The following is a 14,355-nucleotide window of genomic DNA, read 5'->3' as shown; positions in this document are numbered from 1 at the left end:
GTGACGCCTGATGCTGCGGCCTCTCTCAAGGAGGCCGCAGATCTAGGGAGATCAGCCTTCGCCCAACTCGCGCATGACTGCGTACAAGGCGGACTTGGCTTCGAAGCCAACACCTGGAATATCCGGCAGGCCGACATAACCGTTTTCTACCTTGATCCCGTCCGCAAAACCGCCGAAAGGCTGGAACACATCCGGGTAAGATTCGTTACCGCCCAAGTGCAGGCCGGCTGCGATGTTCAGGGACATCTGGTGACCACCATGTGGAACTACGCGGCGGGAAGACCAACCCATTTCTTCCATTACCTTGAGGGTGCGCATGTACTCCACAAGCCCATAGGACAGAGCGCAGTCGAACTGCAGATAGTCGCGATCAGGACGCATACCGCCGTGGCGTAACAGGTTACGGGCATCCTGGTGGGAGAACAGATTTTCACCGGTAGCCATGGGCAGTTCATAGTGATTGGCAAGCTCGGCCTGCAATGCATAGTCCAGCGGATCGCCAACCTCTTCGTACCAGAAGAGGTTGTACTTCTTGATGGCTTTGGCGTAAGCGATTCCGGTCTGAAGATCGAAACGACCGTTGGCATCGACCGCCAGTCGACGACCGTCCCCAACCACTTCAAGCACCGCTTCGATGCGACGGATATCCTCATCCAGTGGCACTGCACCGATCTTCATCTTGACGACGTCGTAGCCCCGATCCAGATAACTCTGCATTTCTGCCTTGAGCTTGGTCTGGTCTTTGCCAGGGTAGTAGTAGCCACCCGCGGCGTAGACCCAGACCTTGTCATCGGCGACACCTTCGCGATAGCGGTCGGCCAGCAGACGATACAAAGGTTTGCCTTCAATCTTGGCAACAGCATCCCACACAGCCATGTCGATCGTGCCCACTGCAACCGAGCGCTCGCCGTGGCCGCCCGGCTTCTCGTTAGTCATCAGGGTTTTCCAGATGGCGAACGGATCGAGGTTGTTGTTTTCATGATCGACAAGGGTGTCCGGGTCAGCTTCCGTGATGCGCGCCAGGAAACGATCACGCATCAGTGCGCCCTGGCCATAGCGACCATTGGAGTTGAAGCCGTAGCCGATAACAGGTTTACCGTCGCGAATCACATCGGTAATCACAGCGACGACCGAGCAGGTCATTTTCGAAAAGTCGATGTAGGCGTTGGCAATAGGGGAGGCGATAGAAACAGTTTTTTCACGAATGTCTACGATGCGCATGACGGGCTCCTCTTGTTGTTTGTGAGCGCCACGTTATGCGTTGCGACGCCACCCGCCCAATGCTATTAATGCCGCACCCTATGCACAGGAGGCATGGCCCTTGGAACTCGTCTGGCTTGAAGACCTTTCAGCGCTCGCGGAGTACGGCAGCTTTGTTCGTGCCGCTGAAGCACGCCATGTCACCCAGCCGGCGTTCAGCCGAAGAGTTCGTTCATTGGAGAACTGGATGGGGGTGGAGTTATTTGTCCGCACACCGCAAGGAGCCACCCTCACCGAGGCCGGAAGGCAGATTTTGCCCAGTGCTCAGGAAGCTGCCCGGCACTTGTACCGAATGCGCAGTGAGGCTCAAGAAGTCGCTGGCGTGGCAGCCAGGTCGTTGCGGTTTGCAGCCACTCATTCTCTGTCGTTCACGTTCTTTCCCAAGTGGCTCAGAACCGCAGAAAACGGTGCCCCGATCGAGGCCGTACAACTGCATTCCGACAGCATGGCTGCTTGTGAGCAGATGCTGATACATGGTCAGGTGCAGTTTCTGCTCTGCCACCGCCACCCCGACGTTCCGCCTCTCCTGGCCCCTGATCATTTTGTCAGCAAGAAGGTGGGTGAGGACGTTCTCGTTCCGCTTGCAAGCGCCTCCGCCAACGTCGGCACCTCGCCTGCGGCGTTGCCCTACCTCGCGTACACCCACGAATCCGGACTAGGCCGTATCGTCGCCCACCGACTGCGCGGCAAGGAAGATTACCTGCACCTCAAACCACTGTTCAGCAGCCATCTTGCGGCGGTGCTCATGTCCATGGCCCTGGAAAGCAAAGGCGTAGCGTGGTTACCCAAGAGCCTCACCGAACAGGAGGTTCTTGATGGTCGCCTGGTCAGAGCGCTGGACGAAAGCTGGGATATACCACTGGAGGTTCATCTGACCCGGCCAAAAGCATTGTCCAGTCAATCGGTCGAAGAGTTCTGGGGGAGGGCGGGACAGTGATCCGCGAGATTGTTCAATCAAAGTCAATGGCTGCGAGCTGCTTCGGCTTTAAAAGCGCCCGCATCTCGGCCATGACCTGATCGTTTGGAATATTAGGCGCTGGTTAGTTGATTGAGGCTTGGACCTGCGTACGAAACCACTTGTCATAGCGGGTGTCCTGTTCCTCAGTTTCAAATTCCGGCGCGATTGGAGAAATTCGAGCGCTCATGCTCAAGGCCCTGCACGCACACCTTTCTCCTGCGCCTCCTTTATAAGCCGCTCACGGTCTTCAGGAAGTAGCATCCGCGCCTCAACCAGCGAGTCTGCAACTTTACTCACCGCAGACACATAAGCCTCCTTCGTGGGGTAGCGTTCCTCCAGGGAAGGGCGAGGATCTCCTGCCACGATTCGCTCTTTCTTGGTCGCGGCAAACGGGAGGAAGCTGCCTTGGAAGTTGCAAAAGCCGCCATCAAAAAACTCGGGCCGGAAGGCGTTCCAACCCGTGTAAGTCCCGATGGGGGCACCCAGATACACATCCCGAACGCCACCAACATCAATTCCGTCTGCATCCACTTGAGGTACCAAGAGGCCGTAACTACCAACCCCCGATTTCGGCGGCTCGTTTGTGAGAATGCCAGAGCTGTCTTCGGGACGAAAGCCAGGTCCAAAATCAAGCACTTGCAGGCTATTGACGGCACCGGTATAGCGGAGCGCGGGGCGCGTGACGCCGCCATAATTGGTCGCGGGGATGAGCGGGAAACTGACCCTGTCCGCCGGCACCAGTGTGCCGTCCGCCACAGAGGGCTTTATCGAAGCGGGCGGTGTTGTCTCGTCACGAACCCAGCCAACGAGGTTGATGAACGCTGCGCGCATTGTCCAGGTGTGTGGGTTTGGATTTGATTGGACCTGGCAAAGCCCAAAGGGTGGATTAGCCGGGAGTGGCAAAGACGGCGGTGCATGCTGCGTACTTGCCATAATAAAAGTGCGGACGTTTTCCGGTTCAGGTGCATCGCGCAAGCCGAGTGGATCGGTAAGGCCAAGCGACTGGCGTCCCTCCCAAAGTTCAAGGGCCGTTGCCATGTGGAATATCAGAGGGCAGGTGTTGTTATCGTTGCAGCGATCCAGCAAACCCTGCGAGCGTCCGGTAATCGGATCGGTTTCCCGGCCATAGGTAAACGGAAAATCGTAAGCAGGGTAGTCATGATCGACCTGCTGGCCCCACGCCCGGCCAGGCTGAGCAAACCGGATGTTGAGCGGCATCAGGCCGCCACCAATATGCGGCATCGCACCATCATAGACCCGATGACCTTCCTCGCTGCGGTTGAACCCCAGCGCTATCATGCTGCGGATGAATCGCCCTGATTGTGATGAGCCAGTGATAATCGACTTGACCTTAGGCCCATGCACTACAGGGTTGGGCACACCTGTATCGTCATGCTCAGTCTGCTGAAAAAACGCACCAACATCCCGTGCGATAGCAAAACCAATACCCATTACCGTCGGCTCCTTGGCCCGGTAAATCAGCTCGTAAAGCTTACCGGGCTGAAAACCTGCGGGTAGGCATATCTGGGTTTCGCTCGGCGTATTGCAATCGCCAAAACTCCAGTCATTCACTGGAATTTCCTGTCTGGGCGCATTTGCCCGCGAACGCACCGTCAACGTCGGACGAAAGCCATCTGCGAGCACTTTGGTATTGTTGGTTTCAACCGATTTGTAGCTTGTATGAGGCGGCGTGGAGGTGAACCAACCTGCGGACAGGTTAAGGCTGACGGTCGGTGAGAGCGTGGTCAACTCACTGCGCACCACACCTGTTACCGGCGATCCATCAGTATTTATGGCCGTCGGCAATTGCACCATCATGCGGTTGTCACCCGGTGCAACGTCCCCCTGCCAGGCAAACGCGATCAGCGTCGTACCCTGGCGCTGTAGAAAACCGTCCCCAGCGACTTCGAAGTTGTTGAACGCTGCTGGACTGCCCCGCATATCCGCATTGAACAATAACATCGCGCGCTTGGAGCCTCGATTTGGTACATCAAATAGAAGAATGTCATTCGATTTGGCCACGTCAGCGGGACGCAGGATTGCAACATCAGTCGTGTATTCGACCATCCCGCGACCGTTACGGGGCGCAAGTTCGATGTCTTGAATAATCTTGTTTCCAGAGGCTCCTGGGTCTAACTCACCATGAGCGCGCGCAAAGACGCGTTCGTAAGTACCTGTATTCCCGAAGCTTTCGCCTCCGAAAGCGGGCTCGGTTCGCAGGATCTCCAATTGTGTAATACGGGCTTGGGCGGGTGCTGCAACGATCATCATGGAGCTTGCAAATGCTGCAGCATGAAATAGGCGATTCATCTTTACCCTCGACTTGTCATTTTTTTTATAGATGGCTTTTGATGCGCTGATGACGATGATTTGTACAGACAAAAAGGCTTCAAGCATAGCTCGCAGCTAGCTCGGTTATCATGAATTCGTCGGCGTTCCGAGAGCATTCCTTGCCAATTCCAGCATTCAGGTGGTCAGTGGCTATGTGAGGAATGTGGCCATGGCGTATTTCAGGATTGCGCGCTGAAGCTGACCGTTTTCGAACAGTCCAAACACGACTCATTGAGCATCATTTGCTATCGGATTGAAGCGGACTGTGTGCGTTCATACATCTAAAAGTCCTGGTGTCAGAGGCGATGAAGCCCCGTTACGTCCCGCCAATACAACGTCTCTTCGAACTGGAAAGTGATCAGGAACAGAGAAGAACACATCCCAGCTATAGATTCGGCTATTTTGTTCAGATCTTCCATGGCCGAATGGCCTTCCGGTTCAGGGCCTTTGATTCTGATGTTGCAACGCATCGCGACGCGGAAGTCGATACCTTTTGTATCCTCAGCGTAAATCGTAGAGTCAATAGTTACGCCATTGGCGGTCAATGTTAGCCCCGAAATGAAGACGGCTTCCAAACCGCCGTCTAGCGTATTGACTTCCAACGCACCTGCGTTTTTCAAGGCTTGTTCAAATGCAGGTGCTGTGAGCACGTTATCAGCTTCTAGATACAGATCGAGACTCATTCGAACCTTTCCTCTTGAAGGAACCCTAGTATCAAAGGGTATTTTCAGTGCATGCGTTGTGGCATCGTATTGGTCAGCGGTTTGAGCGTCAGCTATTGGCCCAGAGTGTGTAAAAACGCTCTCCTTGGCGGAGCGTTACAAGGATATGGCGTATTGTCGGCCACGAGGACTAGATCGATTCCAAAAGGATGAAAATGACGTTGACTGTCGAAAGGTTGGCCAGGATAGCAATGGCCAATCCATTAAACGCGGAAATTATCTCACGCTTACCTTCACTCGGCTTGGATCAATGCATGCTCACTGCTGGATGCCTGTTCCAAGCCGTCTGGAATCATCAGTCTCACCGGCCGTCCGCCTGGGGGGTGAAGGATTACGACGTTTTTTACTTCGACAATGATCTGTCTCGGGAGGCAGAGAATGAGGTCATCGACTCTGTTCTGCGTCTCTTTCAGGACCTCGAAGTTAACATTGAGATCAAAAATCAGGCTCGTGTTCACCTGTGGTACAGCCAGCGGTTTGGCGGGGATTATCCCCCAGCTTCACTCGGCTAAAGCCGGGATTGATCGCTACCTAATTGCCGGTACCTGCATTGGTTTGGACGTTGAAACTAGCGAAATCTATGCTCCCAATGGCTTGGCCGACACCGAGCAAGGGCTACTTCGTATCAATCCAAAGAATCCCAAGCCAGATCTGTTCTATCAGAAGGCGAAAAGTTATCAAGCTCGCTGGCCCTGGCTCAGGATCGTAGATCCCCAAAGCTAAAATGGGAACGCGCGGAGTATGCCGATGAAGGCATTTTATGGGGGGATGAGAGCCTATTGCTGTCCCTGCGGGCTGCAAACGGCACCGGTTTGTAAAGCACATCCGCGAACCATTGGCTATGGTTTCTGAGGGGGTCATCGCAGGGATTGCCCATGACGCGCTTCATCCAAGGTGAACATAGAGGTCAAAGCACTTTGCTTCCGGAAAGCCTCGACGACTATGTCAGCGATATCAATCCGATGCGCTTGGTTGACGTCTTTGTCGAGTTTTGATCATCTTGCGAAGGCAAGGACGTGATCATGGCCTCTCCGGCCCTTAAAGATGATATAGGTGTTGTGCTCGATTATTTCAGCTCTCCCGTTGCAATTGCTCCCGTTTTAAGTGGTGCAGCGCAAGGAGAGCTTTTTAGTTTGCGTTAAATGCTGTTCGGATATTGGCGGGGTAAGCGGCTACTCCCCTTTGGGAGTAGCCCCATCTCAGCCTTTGATGTCACGGGGATCATTGCCCGGCTTGACAGTGTCCTTCGCTCTGAATTGCCCTTCGCGGCCTTTTGTGGTCATTTCACCACCACCCTGGTTTTTCAGCATTTCTCGTGCGGCCTGCTGAGCCTCGGCTTGTGTGTCATGTACGCTTGAGGCTCGCTCAGAATCGTTGCGCTTGTTCTCCCACTTCCCATCTGGGCGCTGGGAAATGGTGCGGTCCTGAGGTTTACTCATGATGAAGCTCCTGTGATTGGGTCTCTATATATAGACAAGCATAGGGCCTTTTGCCAGCCAGCATGCTCACCGCAAGGCTGTAGTCTGGCATTGTGCGGATTTTTAAGGCTTAGTATTCAGACCCAGCACGTCACGCAACGACTCGTTGTCTGGCCAGGTCCTGTGCATCAGCCACCAAACGCATGCTTGGCCGATACCTCGGCTAATGGCTCCGATGCCTTGAAGATGAGTGATGCACAAGGCACTGATCTCTGCTTGTTCAGTTGGAGGCTCACTATGGCCATGCGTTTCAAGTGATAACAGTCGATAGAAAACGGTATACAGATCCTGCACCTCGGCTTCCCTCGCTTGATCTTCTATGTTTTTGCGTCGACGAGTCTGTTTTGCTTGCTCGCTTTCCAGATAATTGGCGGTCACGTCTTCCCCAGTGGTGCGATCAAACATCTTGGCGGTGCCTGATCTAAGGTTCATTTTGAGGGCTTTCGCCAACTCGGCAGGGCCTGCGTCCATCTGGGATTCCGCATTCTCGACGGACCTGATACCCCACAAGGTTGTGATTAATTGTTCAAGCAAGCTTCGGCTCAGAATTCCCAAGCACGCAGAGTTTTCAACTGTGCCCAAAGCCACAGCGCCTTTTACCAAGACCGATGCACGCCTCAACTGTTGCCGGGTAAATTCATCGCGTTTATCCAGTGAGGCTCCGCCCTCAATCTGTGATGCCTGGATAAGCGCCCCAGCTTGTAGCGTCAATGACTCAACAAGTTCATTCATTTTCGGTGGTGAGCTACTCATACAGTTTCAACGCCTTCTGATCGATGTAGGTGCAGGACAGCAAAGCTCTCCCTGTGGAGTGTGATGAATGTAGTGCATGTGTTATCGAGCAGGGAGGAATTTCCGACTTGATGGGGGGCATGATCACTCAGTCATAGCTGCGCTATATTTTGGGATGTGATTTTGCGTTCACCCAGTGGATTTTAGGCAGCCATTGGACGGAAATTGAGTAGGATGGCCATCGAGCTTAATACACTTCGAAACCTCCTCCTCGGACCGTTCGCACGATGACAATCAAATTAGAGATCCATTCTACCGATCCTGAAGTTATCGCTTTGATCCAGCGCTACTGGGCACTGAATGAAGAATGTAAGCCTGTCGAGAACGTGAGCGCGATGCTGCCTTTTCGCGAAGTCCTCAAGCCACATGCCCTCGCGGCCTATATCAAAGCGCATTGCACCGTGTATGACGAGAACCAGAACTGTTCGGTCTGCGGTTGCGCGTTGGTTATCACGAGCAGGTCCGAGGTGAAGAGATTCAAGCAACACCCGATCCGCCCTTGCGCGGTATGCAAGGCCGAACTGGACGAGGCCAGGCGAGTAGCTGAGGCGAAAGCGGAGGCTGACTTGCAAGAGCGAGTTGCGAAGCATACCGAGCGTGTCATAGCAAAAAAGACTGACTACTCGACCATCCCTAATGACCTAGCATTCGTCCTGATGGCACTTGAGCGCGCCATCGCTCCTCGCTTGTTCGGTGGCAGATTCACCTTCAACGATTGCCAGGCTCTAGCACCCATGCACTCGGAGATGTTCATCAATCGTCTTTGGAAGTCAGGCGTACTGTCGGACGACCCACGCGCTGCTGGCACAAGCGCCTATTTTGCAAACGCCAACGGACTGAACTACGACCCCAATAAAATTCGGTTCATGCTAGTTCCCGATGAACTTCTGGGCGGAGGCGAGGAAGCCTTCAATGAGTTGGTGGTACGACCATTTACGAATGAAGGCATGTTGGCGCTTTGGTACGAATACGCCGTGGCCGATTGCATGGCCTACCTGAACAATCAGTTGCAGGAATTCAGGCAAGTCTTTCCTGTACACAAGACGGAAGAAATCAAAAGCGCGATTTACACGGCATTGAAGTACTACAGCACCAGGGACGTATGGAGCTTGCTGTGGCGGGTCGTGCAAACAGTATCGTCTAACTCGAATCATAAGTACTCCAACAAAGAGCGGTCGGCTGGCACCATTGCGTCAAAGCTGCGGCTTCAATTTGAAAAAGCACGTAAGGAGAAAACCGATTTAGGTGAGTGGAATCGTTTGAAATCGATACCGGCAGGAACGTTAGGTCAGCTTTTCTACGAGCTGTATGACATTGATGAAACGACTGATGCCTCCGTAATCATCAAAGCACTTTCTGATGAAGAACCTTTAGATCGCGAAGAAATTGAAGCGAGTATCGACGCTCATGTTAAGCAGTTGATGACTTCTGCGCTAGCCAATGGAAGCGGGGCGGCGGCAATTTATGATTTAGCGGAATTGATCCGTAATGGTGCGGGAATTTCTGATGCGGTGGAGCAGATTGCTGAAATCTATGCTGTGAATCCTGTTCAGGAATTTTCTACTTGATAGAAAAAATGCTGCCCGGATAGTTGGCGCTTGGGTCCCGGCTCTTTCGCAATTTAGTCAGTATGGGGAGGCGAGGGGGGCTTTACAGAAAAGTCACGTTTGTCGCAGACCCCACGGGACGCCAACGCCCGGTGCATGCCGGAAGCTGGAAACGTCCCCGAATTCCAATGAACAGACACCGCCAATACCGGCTAGCAGCTTGCTGATTACGGCGATTAATATGGATGTGAGTGTAGTGGTCAACTGATCCCGGACACGACGTTAAGTTTTTTCTCGGCATGAGCCAGTGGCAGCCCACCACTAAATTGGTGCGGTCGAATCCAGTTGTACCGGTGCATCAAAAAATGGCTGATATCCCGCTGAGCTTGTTGGATCGTCGTGTAGCCCATGGTCGGTATCCACTCGGTTTTCAGGCTCCTGAACACCCGCTCCATCGGCGCATTATCCCAACAGTTTCCTCGCCTGCTCATGCTTTGACCCATGCGATATCGCCAAAGGCGCTGGCGAAAACTCCGGCTTCCATATTGCGAGCTCTGGTCGGAGTGGAACAGCAACCCCTGAGGCTTCCCTCGCTGCTCGTAAGCCATGTCCAAGGCCTTGATGACCAAGTCGGCATCCGGCTTTCTCGACATAGCCCAGCCCACAACACGGCGGGTAAGCGTCTAGTAAAGGCATCTGGCCCGCTAGGTGAAATTCAACTATTTGTAGTGAAGAGAGCTGATCTATGCACCGGCTCTGGTAGGCTAGATTACCCTCTGTCCTTCGATTCGTATGATGTACTACACGCCCCCTGCACTACGAAGGCTCGATGACCTAGGCATCTCGTTGAGTTCCGTGACTTGTCGCAACCTCCAAGAGTTCGATGAGGCTAAGGCTCTTGAGCTTGCTGAAGTTGATGCAAACGGTAGACAGCATTTGCTGGTGCCTCTTGCTGCTCAGGCCTGGCGGCAGCTGAAGGCTTCTGCCAACAAGCATGGTGTGAATATTTACATTGTTTCGGCCTTCAGAAGTGTTGAACGGCAGGCTGCAATAATCAAAAAAAAACTAGCTTCGGGTTTAAGTATTGAAGAGATCCTGACGGTCTCGGCTCCTCCGTTTTTTAGCGAACACCATACCGGATGCGCCGTCGATATAGGTACGTCCAGAAGCGCTGTCCTCGAGCGAGAGTTTGAGAATTCGTTGGCCTATCAGTGGCTGACAGAAAACGCGAGATCATTTGGTTTTCACATGTCTTACCCAATCGACAATGCCGCCGGCTACGCTTATGAGCCTTGGCATTGGAGATTTAAAGCTGACTGATATCTGCTTGAAGTAGACGGTTGCCGACAAGCCTTTCGCGGCTAAACGGGCGCCCACTTATGTGGCAGCAGATCCTCGATTTCACTCGCCCGCTGCGTCGGTAGGCGCTTGAGAACATCCTTCAAATAGGCGTACCAAATTGTCGATCCGGTCACTTCCAGGGCCGAGCGAGGCAAACTGATTGAGCAGCTTCGAGACCTGACCTCGAAAGGGCTAATCAGCAGTGCCAATTTTGCACGTGTTTCGGATTGATCAAACTCCGACACGACTACAGAAATTCGAGCACTCATGATCCAGCCCCTACGGGGTGTGAATCCATCTTGAGCATTCAGCTACGCATTATCTGCGCCGTTCAGCCCGAATGTTCTGTAGGAAACGGCTCTACCAGCGGTGTAGCCCCCACCCGAGCAGTCTCCCCCCTCAACCCCACCCGCATATCCGCCCCACTAGGCTGCTGATACAAGCTCAACCCGAACTCCGGCATCACCGTAATCAGATAATCAAAAATATCCCCCTGTATCCGCTCGTACTCCACCCACACCGTGGTGCGGGTGAAGCAGTAGATTTCCAGCGGGATGCCCTGTGAGGTGGGTTCGAGCTGACGAACCATGCAGGTCATGCCTGGATTGATGTCGACGTGGCTCTTCAGGTACGCCAGGGCGTAGGCGCGGAAGGTGCCGATGTTGGTCATGCGCCGGCGGTTGGCGGACATTTGTGCGACGTTGCCTTGTGCCTGGTTCCAGGCCAGCAGTTCCGCCTGTTTGCGGCCGATGTAGTCGGTGAGCAGGTGGATTTGCATGAGTTGTTGTTCTTCATCGTCGCGCACGAAACGCACGCCGCTGGCGTCGATGAACAGGCTGCGTTTGATGCGGCGTCCGCCTGATTGCTGCATGCCGCGCCAGTTGCGGAACGACTCGGACATCAAGCGCCAGGTGGGGATGGAGACGATGGTTTTGTCGAAGTTCTGCACCTTGACGGTGTGCAGGGTGATGTCCACCACGTCGCCGTCCGCGCCGACCTGCGGCATTTCGATCCAGTCGCCGACGCGCAGCATGTCGTTGCTGGTCAGCTGCACACTGGCGACGAAGGAGAGCAGGGTGTCCTTGTAGACCAACAGGATGACCGCCGACATGGCGCCGAGGCCGGACAGCAGTAGCAGGGGCGAACGGTCGATCAGGGTGGCGACGATGATGATCCCGGCGAAGACGTAGAGGATCATCTTCGACAGCTGCACGTAACCCTTGATGGAGCGCGTGCGGGCGTGTTCGGTGCGCGCGTAGATGTCCAGCAGGGCATTGAGCAGGGTGCCGATGGCTAATGTCATGAACAGGATGGTGAACGCCATGGCGATGTTGCCGATCACGTTGCGGCCCGCAGTGCTCAGGCCCGGGACCAGCGTGAGGCCGAACTGAATGACCAGTGACGGCACCATCTGCGCCAGTCGGTGAAAGACCTTGTTGTGGCGGAAGTCGTTGACCCAGTGCAGGGACGGCTGACGGCCGAGCATCCTGACGGCGTACAGCACCAGAAAGCGCGCCACGCGGCCAAGCACCAGTGCGGCGGTCAGCAACAGGATCAGCGCCAGCCCGGTGCGTACCCACGGGTGCTGATCGAGCATGTCCCAGATTTCCTGGGTCTTGAGCCAAAGCGAGTGAATATCCATAAAAGCATCGGGCCCGTTGAGCGAAGAGGGGCGTGATTAAAACATTTACCGGGTCGGACGGGGCGGCCTGTGAGCACGAAGTGCACGTTGGGCAATGATTTCAAATTGTATCAATTGCTGAAGTAGACTCATCGCTCATTATCAAAGGAGTTGCGTCTTGCACCTATCCATCGTTCAACGCTGTGCATCACGCCTTGGGTTGCAGGCCTTGTTGGTACTGGTCGGTCTGGCCTCGTCGACACTGGTGAGTGCCGCCGGTGCGTTACCGACCTACGGTGAAATGGATGCAGCAGGCTTTGCGGGCGGTCCGCGGGAGAACTATGCCCTGCAGGACTTTTCCGATAAATACCGTGCGACGCTGGATATTTCTGCCAAGGACGATGTGTTTCGTCCCGGCGTCATCAACGTGTACGACAAGGCCAGCGGTGCGGCCTTGATCCGCGTGCAGTCCGACGAACTGGTGCTCGGCACTGACCCGAAAACCGGCGAGGTCAAAACCAACGTGCACGAGTTGCCCTATGGCGAACAGAGCGTACTGATCTATCAGGATTTCAACTTTGATGGCATCAAGGACCTGGCGTTGATGGACGGGCAGAACAGCTGCTATCACGGCCCCTCTTATCAGGTCTTTCTCGGCACGGCCGACGGTTTTCGGCACAGCGATTCGTTCACCGAACTGGCGCAAAACAACTGCGGCCTGTTCAGCGTGGATGAGAAAGCCCACAAGATCGAGACCATGACCAAAAGTGGTTGCTGCTGGCACCAGATGTCCACTTACGGCATTCATAACGGTGAGCCGGTTCTGGAGACGCAAACAGTCATTGAACACACCGGCGGGTCGGGGCTGCCGACTGAAACAGTCAGTCGCAACCAGAATGGCAAGATGACGCACACCACCCGCATTGTCTGGGAGGAAGACGAGCAGCGTGAGATTCTTCTGTCGTTCAGGCTCGCGCCTTCCGGCAAGCGCATTGTGTTGTTCCGTTCAGGGGACGCAAGCCCGGTCTTCTACGCAGCCGTGGACAGCAAGAATCAGGTCGGGCTGCTGTTTCCCCAGGCTGAAGGTGAGCAACTGAAGTACGACGCTGCCAGTCACGTATTGAGCTTCGTGCGCGGCGATACCGCTTACCGGATCGTGGGTGACGCAAAGGGTGCGCCCACCGCCATGCAAGTGGTGGTGCGTGGCAAAACCATCGAGCTGAAACTGCTTGCCGAGCCTGCTCAAGGTTCGCTGAACAAGGTCGCGGATGCGTTGAAAACCGCGCAGTAATCAGGCGGCGTGGTGCTAGCCCCGATACCTCACCGCCTCGACAAACGCGCTGAATGCCGGCGACGCCTGTCGCCGGTTCGGGTAGTACAAGTGAAAGCCTTCGAAATACGGGCTCCAGTCGACCAGCACTTCTTTCAGGCGGCCGCTGGCGATGTGCGGCTCGGCCATGGAGTCCGGCACGTAGGCCAGGCCCACGCCGTCCAGTGCGGCGTTGAGCACATGGATCATGCTGTTCGACGTGAATTGCCCGTTGACTCGAAGGTTGAGCTTGCGGCTCTCCTTCTCGAACTCCCAGGCGTAGCAACTGCCGTTTGGCGAGTGGCGGATGTTGATGCAGGTGTGTTGAGTCAGGTCCTGAGGCTGCAGCGGGACGGGATGTCGCTCGAAGTAGGCGGGCGCCCCGACCACTGACAGGCGCCAGTCAGGCCCCAGGCGCACGGCAATCATGTCCTTGCTGATGGACTCCCCCAGACGGATGCCCGCATCAAAACGTTCGCTGACAATATTGGTGAAGCCGTAGTCGATGCAGATCTCGATCTGAATATCCGGGTACTGCGCCAGAAACCCTGCAAGCATCGGGCGGATGATGCCTTCTGCGGCGTCATCGGAGCAGGTAATGCGAATGGTGCCGGCGGGTTTGTCGCGCAGTTCGCCCAGCACTTCGACTTCTGCGGCAATCTGGTCCAGCAGCGGCCCGATCGAGCGCATCAGCCGTTCGCCAGCCTCGGTCGGGGCCACGTTGCGGGTGGTTCTCGCCAGCAGGCGCAGGCCCATGCGCTCTTCAAGGCCTCTCATGCTGTGGCTCAGGGCCGAGGGCGTAACGCCCAGTTTGGTCGCAGCCTTGGTAAAGCTCTGATCACGGGCCACCAGCAGGAAGGCTTGCAGGTCATTGAGTTTCGGTGTGCTCATTGCTGAGTATCTCTCACAAGAGCGTGGAAATTACGGCGTCTAATAATCCTAATCCCTTTGCCCTAACCTGTGCCGACTATTTTCAACGTCGCCAGGTCAGGAAGC

Annotated in this window: 11 protein-coding genes and 5 pseudogenes; 6 read left to right on the top strand and 10 right to left on the bottom strand. The window is 55.0% G+C overall.

What is annotated here, in order from left to right:
• Positions 1-51 precede the first annotated feature (51 nt).
• Complete coding sequence (locus KP808_RS18955) at positions 52-1,221, bottom strand: mandelate racemase/muconate lactonizing enzyme family protein (protein ID WP_230016673.1); 1,170 nt, start codon at positions 1,219-1,221, stop codon at positions 52-54.
• 100 nt (positions 1,222-1,321) lie between these two features.
• On the opposite strand from KP808_RS18955, the gene KP808_RS18950 reads away from it, so the two are divergent.
• Complete coding sequence (locus tag KP808_RS18950; protein WP_230016672.1) at positions 1,322-2,197, top strand: LysR family transcriptional regulator; 876 nt, start codon at positions 1,322-1,324, stop codon at positions 2,195-2,197.
• Between the two features lie 13 nt (positions 2,198-2,210).
• Here the strand turns inward: KP808_RS18950 and relB are convergent.
• The 3 genes and pseudogenes from relB to KP808_RS18935 form a co-directional block, all read right to left on the bottom strand.
• Positions 2,211-2,405: pseudogene (gene relB, locus KP808_RS18945) on the bottom strand (type II toxin-antitoxin system RelB family antitoxin).
• Positions 2,406-2,407: 2 nt separating this feature from the next.
• Positions 2,408-4,528: an alpha/beta hydrolase domain-containing protein gene (locus KP808_RS18940; RefSeq protein ID WP_326839566.1), complete on the bottom strand. Its 2,121-nt coding sequence runs from the start codon at positions 4,526-4,528 to the stop codon at positions 2,408-2,410.
• A gap of 317 nt (positions 4,529-4,845) precedes the next feature.
• Entirely contained in the window at positions 4,846-5,232 is a 387-nt protein-coding gene (locus KP808_RS18935) for a hypothetical protein (RefSeq protein WP_230016670.1), read from the bottom strand.
• 188 nt (positions 5,233-5,420) lie between these two features.
• On the opposite strand from KP808_RS18935, the pseudogene KP808_RS18930 reads away from it, so the two are divergent.
• Positions 5,421-5,994 (top strand): annotated as a pseudogene (locus KP808_RS18930) (nucleotidyltransferase family protein).
• A gap of 152 nt (positions 5,995-6,146) precedes the next feature.
• Positions 6,147-6,260: pseudogene (locus tag KP808_RS18925) on the top strand (hypothetical protein); the annotation flags it as partial.
• A gap of 210 nt (positions 6,261-6,470) precedes the next feature.
• On the opposite strand, the gene KP808_RS18920 reads toward KP808_RS18925, so the two are convergent.
• Positions 6,471-6,710, bottom strand: coding sequence for a DUF2188 domain-containing protein (locus KP808_RS18920; RefSeq protein WP_103362707.1), 240 nt, complete (start codon positions 6,708-6,710; stop codon positions 6,471-6,473).
• Between the two features lie 102 nt (positions 6,711-6,812).
• On the bottom strand, positions 6,813-7,502 hold the full coding sequence (locus KP808_RS18915) for a DUF5677 domain-containing protein (protein ID WP_230016669.1): 690 nt from the start codon (positions 7,500-7,502) through the stop codon (positions 6,813-6,815).
• 266 nt (positions 7,503-7,768) lie between these two features.
• On the opposite strand from KP808_RS18915, the gene KP808_RS18910 reads away from it, so the two are divergent.
• Complete coding sequence (locus KP808_RS18910) at positions 7,769-9,109, top strand: hypothetical protein (protein ID WP_230016668.1); 1,341 nt, start codon at positions 7,769-7,771, stop codon at positions 9,107-9,109.
• A 239-nt stretch (positions 9,110-9,348) separates the two neighbouring features.
• Here the strand turns inward: KP808_RS18910 and KP808_RS18905 are convergent.
• Positions 9,349-9,765, bottom strand: a pseudogene (locus tag KP808_RS18905) (DDE-type integrase/transposase/recombinase); the annotation flags it as partial.
• 178 nt (positions 9,766-9,943) lie between these two features.
• Here KP808_RS18905 and KP808_RS18900 point away from each other — a divergent pair.
• Positions 9,944-10,408, top strand: a complete 465-nt coding sequence (locus KP808_RS18900; protein WP_230018919.1) for a M15 family metallopeptidase — start codon at positions 9,944-9,946, stop codon at positions 10,406-10,408.
• Between the two features lie 41 nt (positions 10,409-10,449).
• Here KP808_RS18900 and KP808_RS18895 read toward each other — a convergent pair.
• Positions 10,450-10,542, bottom strand: a pseudogene (locus KP808_RS18895) (transposase domain-containing protein); the annotation flags it as partial.
• Positions 10,543-10,760: 218 nt separating this feature from the next.
• Positions 10,761-12,071: a mechanosensitive ion channel family protein gene (locus KP808_RS18890; RefSeq protein WP_230016667.1), complete on the bottom strand. Its 1,311-nt coding sequence runs from the start codon at positions 12,069-12,071 to the stop codon at positions 10,761-10,763.
• Between the two features lie 157 nt (positions 12,072-12,228).
• On the opposite strand from KP808_RS18890, the gene KP808_RS18885 reads away from it, so the two are divergent.
• Complete coding sequence (locus KP808_RS18885; protein WP_230016666.1) at positions 12,229-13,341, top strand: XAC2610-related protein; 1,113 nt, start codon at positions 12,229-12,231, stop codon at positions 13,339-13,341.
• Positions 13,342-13,356: 15 nt separating this feature from the next.
• Here the strand turns inward: KP808_RS18885 and KP808_RS18880 are convergent, their stop codons facing one another.
• Positions 13,357-14,250 carry a LysR family transcriptional regulator gene (locus KP808_RS18880; RefSeq protein WP_230016665.1) on the bottom strand — a complete coding sequence of 298 codons (894 nt, stop codon included), beginning with the start codon at positions 14,248-14,250 and terminating at the stop codon, positions 13,357-13,359.
• Positions 14,251-14,355 lie beyond the last annotated feature (105 nt).

Source organism: Pseudomonas savastanoi, assembly GCF_020917325.1.
In the GTDB taxonomy this organism is placed as follows: Bacteria; Pseudomonadota; Gammaproteobacteria; order Pseudomonadales; family Pseudomonadaceae; genus Aquipseudomonas; species Aquipseudomonas amygdali.
This window is presented reverse-complemented; position numbering and strand designations above follow the sequence as displayed.